Raw genomic sequence first — 14,995 nt, 5'->3', positions numbered from 1 at the left:
GGTTAGGGCGTGGCGCGGTCGCCCGTCACTTGTCGTCGTCCTTGTCCTTGCCCCCGCCCCCGCCGCTCTGGCCACCGTTCAGACGGGACTCCACGTCCTCGAAGACGTCCAGGAAGTCCTGGCCGTCGATGCCGACCAGGTTGCCCGACTGGGCGCTGAACAGCGTCTCGATGCTCGATTCGAGGTTCTCGCGGAGGTCCTTGAAGAGTCCGGTCTGCTCGTCGTAGATCTTGGTGAGCCGTTCGGCCGACTTGCCGATCGCCTGGTTGAGGGCGAGGCCCTTGCCGTGCAGGAACTCCTCCTTGAGCATCGGCCCGAGCATCAGTGGACGGGAGGCGCCGTAGGTGGCGAAGTCGCGCTTGCCGGAGTAGTCCGCGTCACCGATGAGCTTGCCCATGGAGGGGCCGAACGTCGGGTCGTCCAGGGCGATCTTGCGCAGCTCCTCCTCGAACGGCTCGACCCGGTCGCGCTGGAAGGCATGTAGGCCCGCCTTGTCCATGCTGAGCTTGCCCGTGTCCTTGTTCGGGTCCTTGTTCGGGTCTTCCTTCGCCATGGCGCGTCTCCTGAGGGTCGGGGTGGTGCACGGCGGGCCGCCGGGCCGCGGCCCGCGGGCCGGGTCAGCGGCCGATCTTCACCGAGTCCCACATCTGGGTCAGGGACCGCTCGCTGTACTGGTAGTTCTCCGAGACGCTGGTCAGCAGCATGGAGTGCTTGGTGAGCAGCTCCTCCATCGCCTGGACCGCGCTGTTCCAGACCTGCTGCTTCTGGCTGTACACGTCCTTGTCGTCACCGATCCAGGAGTTCTTCAACTCGTTGAGCTCGGCGTCCAAGTTGGTGAGGATGCTGTCGATCGCCTTGGTCTGGCTGATCATGTCGTCCGCGGCGTTGCTCATGTGCGAGTAGTCGACGTAGATGTAGCCGTCGGAGAAGTCCGTCATGTCGTGTCCTCGTCTCGCGTGCGTGCTGGGGATGGGGGAGTACGGGCGGCCCCGCGGGGCGTCAGTCAGCCGCGCAGCGCGTCGAAGACGGCGTCGGACTGCGCGTACTCCTGGTTGATCGAGTCGACCGCGGAACCCTGCTGCTTGCCGTGCTCGACGAGGGTCTGGTTCAGCGTCTCGATCATGTCCTGGACGTTGACCAGGATGACGTCGGCCTTCTCCTCCCAGGCGGTGACCAGGTCCATGAACGCCTTGCCGTCGCTGCCCTTGTAGTGGGACATCAGGTTGTTCTTGGTGTTCTCCACGTCCTGGCGGCACTTGGTGATGCCGGTGAAGGCCATCTCCAGCGCCTGGACGCCGTTCCGGGTCGCCGACTCCTCAGACTGCTGCATTCCGTTGGCGGCCATGCCTCGCCCTCTCCATCGTTCGGTCCGGGAACCCGATGCTAGGAACCCCGGCTTGCACTGCGGCCTTGCTTTCTTGCCGTCACGTTGTTTTTCCGTTGTCGCCCGCCGTCGACCTGTCGCGGCCCGCGACTTCGGGACCGGCGCCGGCGGGCTGCGCGGTGCACCGCGGGGCGGTGACCGAGGACCGGCCCGCCTCGGCGGCCTCGGGGGACAGATCGGGCCCGGAGGGCAGCATCGCCAGCATCAGCGCGGGCATCTCACCGGGGGTGACGTCCTGGTACCCGAGGGCCTGCACCGCCGCCGAAGAGGCCAGCCGGTACTTCACCCCGGTCTCGGTGACCAGGTAGAGCGTGCCGCCGAGTTCGCCGCCGCCCGCGCCCACCAGCCGCACCAGCGAGCCGCGTCCCGGTCGCACGGCCACCCGGTCGACGGGCAGACAGGCCGCAGCCGCGACCCCCGCGGAGTGCTGGGCGAGCGGACCGAGATCGGCGGTGGGGGCCAGCGCCACGCCGAACCGGGTGCCCTCGCCGTCGGGGGTGACCAGCGCGCAGGGAGTGCGGTCCCGGGGGACGCTCACCGCCGTCGGCGGGGTCTCCGGCACCTGGCCGGGCCGCGCGGTCCGGCCGGCGTCCGGCGCCAGGTTGCCCTGCAAGGCGTCCGAGGTCAGGGCCGCGGGGGTCGGCGTCGCGCCGTCGTACGCCTTGGCGCGGGTGCGCGGATCGGCCAACAGCAGGGCGAGTTCGGTGGCCGTTACCGGGGCGAGTCCGTCGGCGCGCAGCACGTAGTGGCGCTCGTCGGCACCCGGCACGGCGAGCGTGAAGAGCTGCCCGACCGTGGTGGGACGGCCCCCCAGCTCCGGTCCCGCCTTGCCGGCACCCTCGATGGCGGGGGCCGCGAGGTCGGGCCCGGCGGGCAGGGCGTTCAGGAAGGCCGCGGAGACCGGCACGGGCCGCACCGAGGCGTAACCCAGCGCCTCACCGGCGGTGGAGTCGCGGTCGATGCGCAGCCGGCTGCCCTGCCAGATCAGGTAGTCGCTGCCGTCGGGCCCGGCGACCAGCAGCCCCTGCGCGCGGCCCAGCCGCTCGCCCCCGCCGTCCAAGCCGATGGCGAGCGTGGTCACCGCCTTGGTGGCGCCCTGTCGCGGGGCCTCGGTGACGCACACCTGCCAGGGCGCCCGGGACAGGTCGCCCGCGGACGGCAGTTCGTCGGGAGCGCCCTCGATGCCGACGGGGGTGCCGCGCGGGGTGCCCTTGAGCGAGCCGGTGCTCACGGTGGTGGTGGAGAGCTTGGCGCCCCCCAGCAGCTTGGCGGATGCGTAGTTGCGCACCGGGCGCAGCCGGCCGTCAAGGTGGAGGTAGCGGGCGCCGGTGGCCTTGTCGACGATCAGGTCGCCCGAGGTCTTCCAGGAGTTCTGCTTGCCGGGGCTGACCAGGCCCACGACGAACGCCCCGACCGCCACCAGGACGGCGACGATGATGCCGATGGCTATCCCGCGGTTGGTGCGCCCTTGCGGGCTCTCCGGGGCGTCCGGGTCGGAGCGGAGCATGCCCGAGGTCAAGCGGCCCATCAGGAACATGTGGGCCTGGACCTGGTCGCGCTTGTTCTGCATGGGTGGGTCGGTCCTTCGAGTCGGCGGTCCGGCAGTCGGCCAGGGGCGTTCGGTCGGCCTCGGTCGGCCTCGGGCGTTCGGTCAGCCGTTCATGGCCCGCAGCCAGCCGTAGACCCCGAGCACCCACAGGGCCAGCGGGAGCATGCTGATGGCCATCGCGGAATGCAGGATCTCGGCCGCCCGCCCCCAGTACGGCACCAGGCGCCGGCCCGGAACGGTCCAGGAGGCGATGGCGAGGGCGGCGGCGACCGCGGCGAGCCCGGCGACCAGCAGCAGCCGCCCCGTGGCGTCGGCGTGCACGGCCGTGCCGTGGACCAGCAGCGCCCCGCCCCAGACACCGGCCGCGATCAGCGACAGCCGCTGCAGGACGTTGCCGAGGGCCCGGCTGTGCAGGAACAGCAGCAGCGACAGCGCGAGCGACAGCAACACGGTGGGCAGGGTGAACCGGTGCGCCAGACCGTAGAGGCAGGCCGCGCAGACGGCGGCGGTGGCGGTGTACAGGCCGGTCATCCAACCGTCGGCGACCACCGTGCGGGCGGCCACCGCGGACGGGGAGTGCGGCTCGATGCCCTCCTGGAGCTGCTCGGCATTGGAAGGCAGCGGCGGCATCCGCAGCCCCGACAGCCGGAACGACATCGACGGCACGAACGCCCCGAACACCACCGCGGCCAGGGCGACCAGCCCGGCCGCATGGCCGGGCCCGAGGTCCGTGGTCATCATCAGGGCCCCCGCGAAGACGCCTGCGGCGGCCACCACCACCAGGGCCAGGAACAGCGCGGCGAACGCGGCGACGGCGGCCACGGCGAGCATCGCCCCGCCGGCCGCCGCGGCCCCCGCCGCCAACAGCCGGGCCCCGAGCACCTCCCACTGGTCGGGCCCGCCGAGGGCGCCGCCCGGCAGCAGCCAGCCGGCCAGCGTGAAGTACGGGACGGCGGCCAGACCGAGCGCCGCGCCCGCCTCCGCGTCACCGACCGCACGGCTGGCGGACGCCGCACCGCCCAGCAGCAACAGCCCGGTGGCCGCCGCGGCCACCGCGCGCAGCCCGCCGGAGGGCCCCGGCCAGGCGAGGACGGCGAGCCCGGCGGCCAGGGCGAGCACCAGCAGGCTCAGCAGGGTGCGACGCGAGGCCGGGGCGGTCCAGGCGAACGGCTGCGTCTCCATGGTTTGGGCGACGCCTTCGACGAGGTCGTCCAGCAGGACCTCGGGCAGGGCATCGGTGTGCGGCCTGAGGTGGAGCGTCTCGCCGTTGAGCACGCCGAGCGACTCCAAACTGGCGTCCTCGTCGAGCGGGGCTTCGCCCAGCCGCTGGAGCACCCAACCGCCGTGCTCCAGACCTCGCTCGGCCAGGTCGTCGCCGGCGTACCGGACCAGGGTCGGCAGCAGGTCGGCGACCGGGACGTCAGCGGGGACCGCCAGATCGATGGCTTTGGCCGGAGCGCGTACGGTGACGCGGCACAATTCGGACGTGGTGCTGTCGGTCATGGGGAGAACTCACGCTTCGTCGGGAGACCCCGTCAGGTCTCCAGAGGGTCGGTCGATCGTTGGACGTGTGCGTGGTCGGGCTGCACACTACTGGTGGAACCGGTTCCTCAGTCCTCGCGAACGTCCGCACGAGTGAACCGTCAGGTGGATCGTAGACTGCCCGTGGCCGGTGGGTTTGCGCCCACGGGGTCGGCCGCGGCCATCCACACACATCGTGGTGGTCTGTCCAACTCGCCTGTTCCGTCCGCCTGTCCACCGTTTCGCGGGGCCCAGTCGGCGTCGCCCCGCCCCCCGAGTCCCGCCGTGCCGCCCCGCGGCGCCGGGAAGGAGAGCGCTCGTTGAGTACCGTCCTTTTCCGTCGGCCAGCTCGCAGACGCGGACCCGACATGCCGGACGGGGAGTTGAGCCTCCAGGAGCCCCCCGAGCTGCCGGAGGTCACCCCGGACAGCTCCGCGGTGTGGAACTACCTCCCGATGGCGCTGATGTCGGTCTCCATGGTGCTGATGTACATGCGCCCGGGCGGCTCCCGCAGCGGAGTGTTCATCTACTTGGCGCTGGGCATGATGGTGGTCTCCGCCGCCGCGATGGTGCTGGGTCAGTACGTGCGCCGCAGCAGCGAACGCAAACAGCGGCTGAACGGCGAACGGCGGGACTACCTGCGCTATCTGCGCCAGGTGCGGCGCAAGGCGCGCACCGCGGTCGCCGAGCAGCAGAAGGCGCTCGCCTGGCGACACCCGGCACCGGAAACCCTGTGGTCCCTGGTGGGCACCAGCCGGCTGTGGGAACGGCGCCCGACGGACGAGGACTTCGGCGAAGTGCGGGTCGCGGTCGGCGACCAGAAGCTGGGCTTGAAGCTGAACCCCCTCTCCACCAAGCCGGTGGAGGACCTGGAGCCGCTGAGCGCCCACGCGCTGCGCAGCTTCACCCGCGCCTACTCCACGGTGCCCCAGCAGCCGATCGCGGTGTACCTGCGGACCTGGGCCCGCGTGCTGTTCCGCGGCGACCGGGCGGAGATCCGCGCACTGGCGCGCGCCGTGGTGTCGCAACTCGCCGTGGTGCACTCGCCCGAGGACGTGTGGATCGCGGTCTGCGCCGCCGACGACCGGCGCGCCGACTGGGAGTGGGTGAAGTGGCTCCCGCACAACCTGCACTGGACCGAGTCGGACGGCGCGGGCGCGGTGCGCATGGTGGTCACGTCGGTGAACGAGCTGGACGAACTGCTCGGCCCGGAGTTCGCCGAGCGGCCCCCGTTCGACCCGGAGGCCCGGGTCGGCCGGGAGGAGCCGTACGTGGTGGTCGTGCTCGACGGGGTCACGGTCCCCAACGGGCACCGGATGGACGGCCCCGGCTTCCGCAACGCGGTCCTCCTGGACCTGGACTCCGCACTGACCTGGCGGCCCGGCCGGGTGACGCTCCGCTTCGACCTGGCCGACCGGGCGCTGCAGTTGGTGCGCACCGACCGGGAGCGCAAGGAACAACTGGTACCACTGGGGCGGCCGGACGCGATGGGCACGGCGACCGCGGTGTCCCTCGCCAAGCGACTGGCCCCGTACCGGATGGGCGTCGGCCGGGAAGCCAGCGAGCCGATGGCCGCCGACACCGAACTGACCGCCCTGCTGGGCATCGCCGACCTGCACCGCCACGAACCGGGGGCCCTGTGGCAGCGGCGCACCCGCTCCGAGCGGCTTCGGGTGCCGATCGCGGTCGGCCCCGGGGGCACCCCGGTCGAGCTCGACATCAAGGAGTCGGCGCAGGGCGGCACCGGGCCGCACGGCATGCTCATCGGCGCCACCGGCTCCGGCAAGAGCGAACTGCTGCGCACCCTGGTGCTGGCCCTGGCGCTCACCAACTCGTCGGAGACGTTGAACTTCGTCCTGGTCGACTTCAAGGGCGGCGCGACCTTCCTCGGCCTCGACGAACTCCCCCACACCTCCGCGGTGATCACCAACCTCGCGGACGAGGTGGAACTGGTCGCCCGCATGCAGGACGCCCTGCACGGCGAGCTGATCCGCCGACAGGAACTGCTGAGGTCCGCGGGCAACTACACCTCGGCGCTGGAGTACGAGAAGGCACGGGCGGACGGAGCGCCGCTGAACCCGCTGCCCAGCCTGTTCGTCGTCGTCGACGAGTTCAGCGAGCTGCTGGCCGCGCACCGCGAGTTCATGGAGCTGTTCGTGATGATCGGACGGCTCGGGCGCAGCCTCGGGGTGCATCTGCTGCTCGCCTCGCAACGGCTGGACGAGGGCCGGATGCACCAGTTGGAGTCGCACCTGTCGTACCGGATCGGGCTGCGGACCTTCTCGGCGATGGAGAGCCGGGGCGTGTTGGGCGTCCCGGACGCCTACGAGCTGCCGCCCACGCCGGGCAGCGGATTCATCAAGACGGGCGTGGAGGCGCTGACCCGGTTCCGTGCCGCGTACGTCTCCGGGCCCTACCGGCGGCGCAGCGGATCGGCGCACCAGGCGCGGGTGGCGAGTCAGGTGGTGCCGTGGACCGCCGGCTGGGTGGTGCCCCGGCAACTGCCCGAAGCACCGCCCGAGGAGAGCAGGACCGAACGGCCGGAGGAGGAGAGCCAGTCGCTGCTGGCGGTGGCCGTGGAACGGATGCGGGACGCCGGGCCGCCCGCCCACCAGGTGTGGCTGCCGCCGCTGAACGAGCCTTCCTCCCTGGACGAACTGCTCGCCCCGCTCGTCCCGCACCCGGAGTACGGACTGACCAACACCTCGCTGCGCGGCAAGCTCAGCGCACCGGTGGGCATCGTGGACCGGCCCTTCGACCAGCGCCGTGACCCCCTGATCGTGGACCTGTCGGCCGCCGGCGGCCATGCGGGCATCGCGGGCGGCCCGCAGAGCGGCAAGTCGACGCTGCTGCGCACCCTGATCACCGCGCTGGCCCTCACCCACACGCCGCGCGAGGTCCAGTTCTACTGCCTGGACTTCGGCGGCGGCAGTTTGGCCGGTCTGGCGGGGTTGCCGCACGTGGGTGGAGTTGCGGCGCGGATGGACAAGGAGCGGGTGGGCCGGGTGATCTCCGAGGTCACCGCGGTGCTGGCATACCGCGAGCGGTTCTTCCTGGAGCAGGGCATCGACTCCATGGCGTCCTACCGGCGGCGCCGGGCGGCGGGGGAGTTCCCCGAGGAGGCGCACGGTGACGTGTTCCTCGCGGTCGACGGCTGGTCCACCGTCCGCCAGGACTACGACCAGCACATCAGCACCTTCAACGCACTGGCGGCGCGCGGCCTGAACTACGGCATCCACCTGCTGGTCACCACCTCCCGCTGGGTGGAGCTGACCGCCGCGGTGCGCGACCAGACCGGGACCCGGCTGGAGCTGCGGATGGGCGATCCGATGGACTCCACGATCGACGTCCGCAAGTCGGCCTCGGTGCCGCGGGTGCCGGGCCGGGGCCTGACCCGCGATTCCAAACTGCACTACCTGGCGGCGCTGCCCCGCATGGACGGCCGCACGGAGTCCTCGGACCTCTCCGAGGGCGTGGCCGACCTGGTGGCCCGGGTGAACGAGGGCTGGTCGGGCCCGCCGGCGCCGCAGGTGCGGATGCTGCCCACGGTGCTGCCCGCCGCCGAGTTGCCCCCGGCCGAGGCCGACGGGCTACGGATCGCGCTCGGCGTCGAGGAAGAGGGCATGGGCACGCTGTGGCACGACTTCTCGGCGACCCCGCACCTGATCGTCGTCGGCGACGCCGAGAGCGGCAAGACGAATCTGCTGCGACTGGCCGCGAAGGCGATCACCGACCGCTACAGCCCCGCCGAAGCGCGGATCATGGTGGTCGACTACCGGCGCGAACTGGTCGAGGCCGTACCCGACTCCCACCGTCTGGGACACGCGGTGTCGCTGGACGCCCTCAAGGAGTTGGTGGACGGCGCGGCACGTGCGGTGAAGACCCGGGTGCCGGGCGCGGACATCGCACCGTCCCGGATGCGCACGTGCGACTGGTGGACGGGGCCGCGGCTGTTCGTGCTGGTCGACGACTACGACATGGTCGGCGGCGGTGGACCCCTGAACCAGCCCTTCGGCCCGCTGATGGAGCATCTGGCACTGGGGTACGAGGTGGGGATGCACCTGGTGGTGGCCCGCTCGGCGGCGGGCGCGGGACGCGGATTGAACGATCCGCTGCTGCGCCGGATGCTGGAGGTCAACACCCCCGGCATCCTGCTGTCCTGCCCGCCCACGGAAGGCTATGTGTTCGGCAACGTCAAGGGGCGCAACCTGATCCCCGGCCGCGGTACGCGGATCACCCGCCGCAAGAGCGTCGACATCCAGACGGCGCTCGTCGACGAGGGGACCTCGTGACGGTCTCCGTCCCCCGCGACGTGGCCGTGGCGACGCCAGCGCCACGGCCCGGCAGGACCGTGGCGGTGCGCGCGCTAGCGCGCCGGGCGCCAGCCGCGCGCCTTGCCGAGCGGCACGATGACCATGGCCGCACCCACCACCAGCACCAGCGCCAGGGCGCCGCCGCCGATCCACAGGGCCCGGCTCTTGGGACCCTCGGCGGCGGACGCGGGCAGCACCGCCGGCTCGGGACTCTTCTCGGCCGGCGCCCGGTCCTTCGCGAGCAGCGCGGTCAGTCCGGCGTACACGTCCAACCGGGGCGTGTGGTCGGGGTAGGCGGCCTCGGTCAGCCGGCGCGCCGTCGCGGCGGCGCTGAGGTCCGGGTGGTACGCGCGCAGCAGCGCCGCGGCCCCGGCGACGTGCGCCGCGGCCAGCGAGGACCCGGAACCGATGAAGTGGCCCGAGCCGCGCGCACCGATGCCGACCACGGCGCCCCCGGGAGCGGACAGGTCGGGCGAGAGCGCGGCGGGCGCGTCCTTGGGCCGGCCGCCGTCCGGCCCGTGGTCGACCACCGACAGCACCTCGGGCAGCCGGGCCGGCCAATAGGCGCGGGCCCGGGTGTCGGGCCGGCCGTCGGCCCCCTTGGGCGCGACGTCCGGAGCGGCGGGCGCCACGACGAGTACGTCCTTCTCGGTCGCGTGCGCCACCGCCGCGGCCAACTCCCGGTCCGCCGCGTCGAGTACCTGCCCCACGTACACGACCTGGGCGCCCTCGTCCACGGCGGTGCGGATGCCACGCGCGATCAGCCCGGCTTCCGGGACGCCCTGACGGTCGGTGCCCCGCACCGCGAGGATGCGGGCCCCGGGAGCAACGCCGGTGACCGTGCCCGGCCCGGTGGGCGCGGCAGCGATCAGCCCGGCGGCGAAGCTGCCGTGCCCCACGCAGTCCTCACCCGCCCCGCCCACCGAGGTCACCCGGTCGGCCAGCGCGGGCACCTTGGTCCCGACCCCGGTGTCCACGACGGCTACGGTGACCCCGGCACCCCGGGTGAGCTGCCAGGACCGGGAGAGTTGGAGCGCCCGATGGGTCCAGGGGCTCCGCCCCGCGGTCTTGGTCGAGGCGGTCGCGCAGGAGTCCTCGGCCGCCATCCGCAGGCGCAGCGGGGGCAGGCTCTCGGGCCCGCTGCCGTCGGCACGGGCGGGCGGTGCCAACAGCAGGGTGGGTATCACGGCGACCGCCGCGAGGGTCATGACACGACGGCAACGGTCAATGGGCATGCGGCACATGCTAGGCGACGTGAGCACGGGACCGGACGGGGCGAAGGCCCGTGCAGGACATTGGAGGGGCAAGCGTGTCACGGCAAGTACTGACGGTGGGTCAGGAGCAGTCGGACGAGTTCCGGACCATTGGCGAGGCGCTGGCCGCGGCGCGGACGGGGGCGGTCATCCGGGTCGGACCCGGCCGCTACGCCGAGAACCTCACCGTACGCACCCGCGTCACGGTCGTCGGCGAGGGCGACCCGGGGTCGGTGGAGATCTGCCCGCGTCGCGGTACCGCCCTCACGCTCGTCGCCGACGCGGTGCTCTTCACCGATCTGGTGTTGCGGGGCGGTAGCGAGGACGTCGCCGTGGTGGACTCGCCGCGGGGCCAGGTCGCACTGGACCGCTGCACCGTCATCGGCTCGGGCTGGACCGCGTTGCTCGCCCGGGAGACCGGGTCGCTCGCGATGCGCGGCTGCCGGGTCACCAACCGGGAGGGCGCCGGCATCGTCGACACCTCCACCAAGCCCAGCGTCATCGACGACTGCGTCTTGGAGAACCTCGGCTCCTCCGCCGTGGTGCTCAGCGAGCAGGCCGGCTCCACCGTACGCAACTGCCGGATCCGCGACGCCCGCGGCAACGGGGTGCTCGCCAACGGCGACGCCCAGGGCACCGTGGAGTCCTGCGAGATCAGCGGCACCGACAAACCGGCCCTGGCGCTGGAGGGCAGCAGCACCACCCGCGTGCTGCACACCACCGTGCGGGACAGCGCCGTCGGCGTCCACCTGACCAGCGCCGCCCGACCGGTCCTGGAGGACGTCACGGTCTTCGGCACCTCGGGCCCCGGCATCGCCCTGTCGGCGGGCGCCGACCCGCTGCTGCGCCGGTGCACCACCACCCGTACCAAAGGACAGGGACTGGTGGTCACCGAGCGGTCCCGGGGCACCTTCGAAGACTGCACCTTCGACGCGGCAGCCGGGCCGGCGATCCGGGTCACCGACGCCGGCTCGCCGACGTTCCTGCGGACGACCGTACGGGACTGCACCGACGCGGAAGCGGCCGTACAGCTCACCGAGGACTCCACCGCCGAGTTCGACCAACTGGAGGTCCTCGACCCGCGCGGCAGCGGCATCTCGATACGCTCCCGGGCCAAGCCGCTGCTGCGCCGGACCCTGATCACCGGGGCGGGACGGCACGGCGTGGAGGTGGGCGACGACGGCCGCGGCCGGCTGGAGTTCTGCGTCGTGGAACGCGCCGCCCAAGCCGGCGTGCGGGTCGCCGACGGCGCACAGGTCCAGTTCGACGACTGCGCGCTGCGCGCCAGCGGCGACGCCGCGGTCTCGGTGGGCCGGGAGGGCCTGGCCACCGTCCGCGACACCGACGTGGAGGGCTGCGGCTCCTCCGGAGTGCTGGTGGAGGACGGCGGCGAGGCGGCGCTGACCCGCATGCGGATCTCCGGGGCCGCGGCACACGGCGTGCTGCTGGTCGCCGGCGCCCGCGCCGAACTGCGCACCTGCGAGGTGTCCGGCAGCGTCGGCGACGGAGTCCGGGTGGACACCGCCGAGCCGGTGACGGTCCACGGCTGCACGGTGCGCGACAACCGGGGCGCCGGCCTGACCCAGACCCGGGCCGGTGACCGGCTCGAAGTGCTGGAGTTGACCAGCACGGACAACGGAGCCCCGGACGCCTGGGGCGTGGACGCGGCCACCGGCGGCGCCCCCGGCAGTCCGGGCCAGCAGGGCGACGGCCCGCAGGACCCGCTGCAGGAGTTGGAGGCGCTGATCGGCCTGGACGGCGTCAAGCACCAGGTGCGCACCCTGGTCAACCTCAACCAACTCGCCGAGCGCCGCAAGCGGTTGGGCATGCCGGTGCCGTCGATGAGCCGCCACCTGGTCTTCGCGGGCCCGCCCGGCACCGGCAAGACCACCGTGGCACGGCTCTACGGATCGATCCTGGCCCAACTCGGAGTGCTGCCACAGGGCCACCTCGTGGAGGTCTCCCGCGCCGACCTGGTGGCCCAGGTGATCGGCGGCACGGCGATCAAGACCACGGAGGCGTTCAAGAAGGCGATCGGCGGCGTCCTGTTCATCGACGAGGCGTACACCCTCACCTCGGGCGGCTCGTCGAACGATTTCGGCCGGGAGGCGGTGGACACCCTGCTGAAGCTGATGGAGGACCACCGCGAGGACGTGGCGGTCATCGCCGCCGGCTACTCCTCGGAGATGGACGACTTCCTCTCCTCCAACCCCGGTCTCGCCTCCCGATTCACCCGCACCATCGAATTCGACAACTACTCCATCGACGAGCTGGTGACGATCACCGAGAGCATGTGCCGCTCCCACCAGTACGAACTCGGCCCCGGCACCTCCCGGGCGCTCGCCGCCCACTACGAGACGATGGAACGCGGCGCCGCATTCGGCAACGGCCGGGCCGCGCGCCGGGTGTTCGAGGAGATGGTCGACCGCCAGGCGTTCCGGCTGGCCACGATGGACGAGCCGGCCGAGCGGGACCTGACGCTGCTGCTGCCGGAGGACGTCAGCGAGTCCACGTCGGCCCCCCGGACGGAGGCGGAGGACCGCGAGACGATGCTGGCCAAGCTCGACGACATGGTGGGGCTGCGCGCCGTCAAACGCGAGGTCACCGACCTGGTCAGCCTCCTCACCACGGCCAAACAGCGCGAGGCCGCCGGTCTGCCCGTGCCCCGCATCAGCCAGCACCTGGTCTTCTCCGGCGCACCCGGCACCGGCAAGACCACCGTGGCCCGGCTCTACGCGAGCTTGCTGGCCTCGCTCGGCGTCCTGCCCCGCGGCCAACTGGTCGAGGTGGCCCGCGCCGACCTGGTCGGCCGCTACGTCGGCCACACCGCACAACTCACCAAGGAGGTGTTCCAAAGCGCCCTGGGCGGAGTCCTGTTCATCGACGAGGCGTACACCCTCACCCCCGACGGCGCGGGCTCCGACTTCGGGCGCGAAGCCGTGGACACCCTGCTGAAGCTGATGGAGGACCACCGCGACGAAGTGGTGGTGATCGTCGCCGGCTACACCGAGGAGATGCGCGGCTTCCTCTCCTCCAACCCGGGCCTGGCCTCACGCTTCTCCCGGTCCGTGGAGTTCGAGGACTACACCACCGACGAACTGCTCACCATCATGGAACGGCACGCCGAGGAGACCGGCTACACCTGCCCCGCCCCCACCCTGGAGGCGCTGCGCGCCCGCATCGACGCAGCACCGCGGGGCCGCACGTTCGGCAACGCCCGCCTGGCCCGCCAACTCCTGGAGACGATGGTCACCCACCAGGCCCGCCGCCTCACCGCCGTCGCCCGCCCCACCGTGGACGACCTGCGCACGCTCCTGCCGGACGACCTGCCAGCGGGGGAGCCGGGCTTCAGCGGCTGACACAGCTGGCGGTCGCGTCACCCCGCTGGCACAACCGGACCCGAGTTCGGCCGTCGTCCACGGACGTGGCGGCCGGGTCGGATGCGGCAGGCCGGCGGCGTCAAAGAGTCGGTCGCAAGAGGCCGTGGCCTCGTCGAAGACGACACCGCTTCCCTTGAGCGCACCGTTCTCCCCGAGAACGTCGCCGGCAACCACAACCAGGTCGACATCGCCCGCGCGGCCGCTCGCGACGATGCTGGCCGCAGTGTCCGTGGCGGGCCGTGCTCTTCAGCGGAAGTACGGCGTCGGTCTCCTGACCGTGCAGAAGGCGTTGACGTCGGCTTGGCCGGAGCCACGCTGCGGGCCGACCTGGCTGCGCCGCGCAAGCAGCGGCACACGGTGCAGCGGATCTCCAAGCGGCTTCTCGACGAGCACGGCGCGCACGAGATCTCGTACCAGACGGTCCGTGGCTACGTCGCTGACCGGCGTGAGGCGATCCGGCTCCAAGCCGGACGCGGCGTGCTGGAAGCCTTCGTCCCACAGACCCACAAGCCCGGAGCGGAGGCGGAGGTCGACTTCGGCAACGTGACGGTGCGGCTGGCCGGCGAGTTGGTGACCTGCTGCCTGTTCGCGTTCCGGCTGTCCTACTCGGGCAAGGCCGTCCACCGGATCTTGGACTCGGTAGGGCAGCAGGCGTTCTTCGAGGGCCACGTCCACGCTCTCAAACGCGCTGGGTGGAGTACCGACCGGGAAGGTCTGCTATGACAACCTCATGGCAGCCGTCACCCGGGTGCCGGGCTTCTCCCGGCATAGCGTCGAGGCCGAGCGCTGGATCCCGTTCGGCTCCCACTACGGCCTGGGAGTTCTCCACTGCCAGCCCGGAATCCACCCGAGCCCGCGCCAGCGAACACGGAGCCGCCGCGGGCTGACCGTTCTCAGCAGGTCACACGTCGGCGACCAGGACATAGCGCTCGTCGGTCACTGGGCCACCCCAAAGATCCGGGCTATCGCTGAGCGGCTCAACACGCAGGCCAGAGACTAGGGTCCGCACTGCTGCTGCCAGTTCACTGGCAGTGATTCCTCCGTTCCACGGCAGCGATTCGGTGCCGGTCACATACGGCACACCGCTCTGGCCCGCCTCCCTCCACCGACCTTCGACCAGCACCAGTCGGCCGCCCGGACTCAGGCGGGACACCCACTCACGCAGTGCGGCCTCCGGATCAGGCAGCGTCCACAGCAGATGTCGCGACAGCACGGCACCGAAGCGCTGTTCCCCGGTCGGGGGCATCATCGCGTCGCCGACCAGGAAACGGCCTTCGAGACCAGCGCCACTGAACTTCGCGCATGCCTGCTCGACCATGCGCGGCGCAAGATCAACCCCTGTTACCCGGTGTCCTGCCTCAGCCAACAGCGCGGACATCGACCCGGTGCCGCAACCGATGTCGAGCACATCGACGGGATCGGTCGGCATGCATGAACGCAGGAGTCGAGCCCAGGCAGCACGTGTGTGGTCAACCCGCAGACCATGATCCGGCTCGTCATCGAAGACGGATGCAACGGCATCCCAGTACGCAATGATCGAGGCAGTCTGGTCAGTCATGAACTGATGCTCTCAGCAGCCACTGACACTCCCGAAC

At 71.9% G+C, this 14,995-nt stretch carries 10 protein-coding genes; 3 read left to right on the top strand and 7 right to left on the bottom strand.

Annotated features, from left to right (window positions below; all coding sequences use genetic code 11):
- Positions 1-25: 25 nt before the first annotated feature.
- From ACH4E8_RS19815 to eccD, 5 genes are all read right to left on the bottom strand, one after another.
- Positions 26-553, bottom strand: a complete 528-nt coding sequence (locus tag ACH4E8_RS19815) for a type VII secretion system-associated protein (protein ID WP_398449877.1) — start codon at positions 551-553, stop codon at positions 26-28.
- Between the two features lie 64 nt (positions 554-617).
- A complete protein-coding gene (locus tag ACH4E8_RS19810) occupies positions 618-938 on the bottom strand; it encodes a WXG100 family type VII secretion target (protein ID WP_361539622.1) in 321 nt (106 codons plus the stop codon).
- Positions 939-1,003: 65 nt separating this feature from the next.
- The gene (locus ACH4E8_RS19805; RefSeq protein WP_398449875.1) at positions 1,004-1,345 is read right to left on the bottom strand and encodes a hypothetical protein; all 342 of its coding nucleotides are present in this window, start codon (positions 1,343-1,345) and stop codon (positions 1,004-1,006) included.
- 79 nt (positions 1,346-1,424) lie between these two features.
- Positions 1,425-2,954, bottom strand: coding sequence for a type VII secretion protein EccB (eccB, locus tag ACH4E8_RS19800; RefSeq protein WP_398449873.1), 1,530 nt, complete (start codon positions 2,952-2,954; stop codon positions 1,425-1,427).
- Between the two features lie 81 nt (positions 2,955-3,035).
- Complete coding sequence (eccD, locus tag ACH4E8_RS19795) at positions 3,036-4,436, bottom strand: type VII secretion integral membrane protein EccD (protein WP_398449871.1); 1,401 nt, start codon at positions 4,434-4,436, stop codon at positions 3,036-3,038.
- 386 nt (positions 4,437-4,822) lie between these two features.
- Between eccD and eccCa the strand changes: the two genes are divergently transcribed.
- Positions 4,823-8,746, top strand: coding sequence for a type VII secretion protein EccCa (eccCa, locus tag ACH4E8_RS19790; protein WP_398449869.1), 3,924 nt, complete (start codon positions 4,823-4,825; stop codon positions 8,744-8,746).
- A gap of 74 nt (positions 8,747-8,820) precedes the next feature.
- On the opposite strand, the gene ACH4E8_RS19785 is transcribed toward eccCa, so the two are convergent.
- Complete coding sequence (locus tag ACH4E8_RS19785; RefSeq protein WP_398450297.1) at positions 8,821-9,975, bottom strand: S8 family serine peptidase; 1,155 nt, start codon at positions 9,973-9,975, stop codon at positions 8,821-8,823.
- 101 nt (positions 9,976-10,076) lie between these two features.
- Here ACH4E8_RS19785 and ACH4E8_RS19780 point away from each other — a divergent pair, with 101 nt between their 5' ends.
- Positions 10,077-13,379 carry a right-handed parallel beta-helix repeat-containing protein gene (locus ACH4E8_RS19780; RefSeq protein ID WP_398449867.1) on the top strand — a complete coding sequence of 1,101 codons (3,303 nt, stop codon included), beginning with the start codon at positions 10,077-10,079 and terminating at the stop codon, positions 13,377-13,379.
- A 321-nt stretch (positions 13,380-13,700) separates the two neighbouring features.
- Positions 13,701-14,123, top strand: a complete 423-nt coding sequence (locus tag ACH4E8_RS19775; protein ID WP_398449865.1) for a hypothetical protein — start codon at positions 13,701-13,703, stop codon at positions 14,121-14,123.
- A gap of 178 nt (positions 14,124-14,301) precedes the next feature.
- Here ACH4E8_RS19775 and ACH4E8_RS19770 read toward each other — a convergent pair whose 3' ends face one another.
- Positions 14,302-14,958 (bottom strand): class I SAM-dependent methyltransferase, encoded by a 657-nt coding sequence (locus ACH4E8_RS19770; RefSeq protein WP_398449863.1) that lies wholly within the window; start codon positions 14,956-14,958, stop codon positions 14,302-14,304.
- Between the last annotated feature and the right edge of the window lie 37 nt (positions 14,959-14,995).

It is taken from the genome of Streptomyces sp. NPDC017979, assembly GCF_044328175.1.
Taxonomy (GTDB): domain Bacteria; phylum Actinomycetota; class Actinomycetes; order Streptomycetales; family Streptomycetaceae; genus Streptomyces.
The sequence above is the reverse complement of the archived record's forward strand: the minus strand, read 5'-3'. Positions and strand labels throughout refer to the sequence as shown.

Coding starts and splice junctions, on each gene's coding strand:
- ACH4E8_RS19810 (WP_361539622.1), bottom strand. CDS start 938: ATGACGGACTTCTCCGACGGCTACATCTACGTCGACTACTCGCACATG.
- eccD (WP_398449871.1), bottom strand. CDS start 4,436: ATGACCGACAGCACCACGTCCGAATTGTGCCGCGTCACCGTACGCGCT.
- eccB (WP_398449873.1), bottom strand. CDS start 2,954: ATGCAGAACAAGCGCGACCAGGTCCAGGCCCACATGTTCCTGATGGGC.
- ACH4E8_RS19770 (WP_398449863.1), bottom strand. CDS start 14,958: ATGACTGACCAGACTGCCTCGATCATTGCGTACTGGGATGCCGTTGCA.
- ACH4E8_RS19805 (WP_398449875.1), bottom strand. CDS start 1,345: ATGGCCGCCAACGGAATGCAGCAGTCTGAGGAGTCGGCGACCCGGAAC.
- ACH4E8_RS19815 (WP_398449877.1), bottom strand. CDS start 553: ATGGCGAAGGAAGACCCGAACAAGGACCCGAACAAGGACACGGGCAAG.
- ACH4E8_RS19785 (WP_398450297.1), bottom strand. CDS start 9,975: ATGACCCTCGCGGCGGTCGCCGTGATACCCACCCTGCTGTTGGCACCG.
- eccCa (WP_398449869.1), top strand. CDS start 4,823: ATGCCGGACGGGGAGTTGAGCCTCCAGGAGCCCCCCGAGCTGCCGGAG.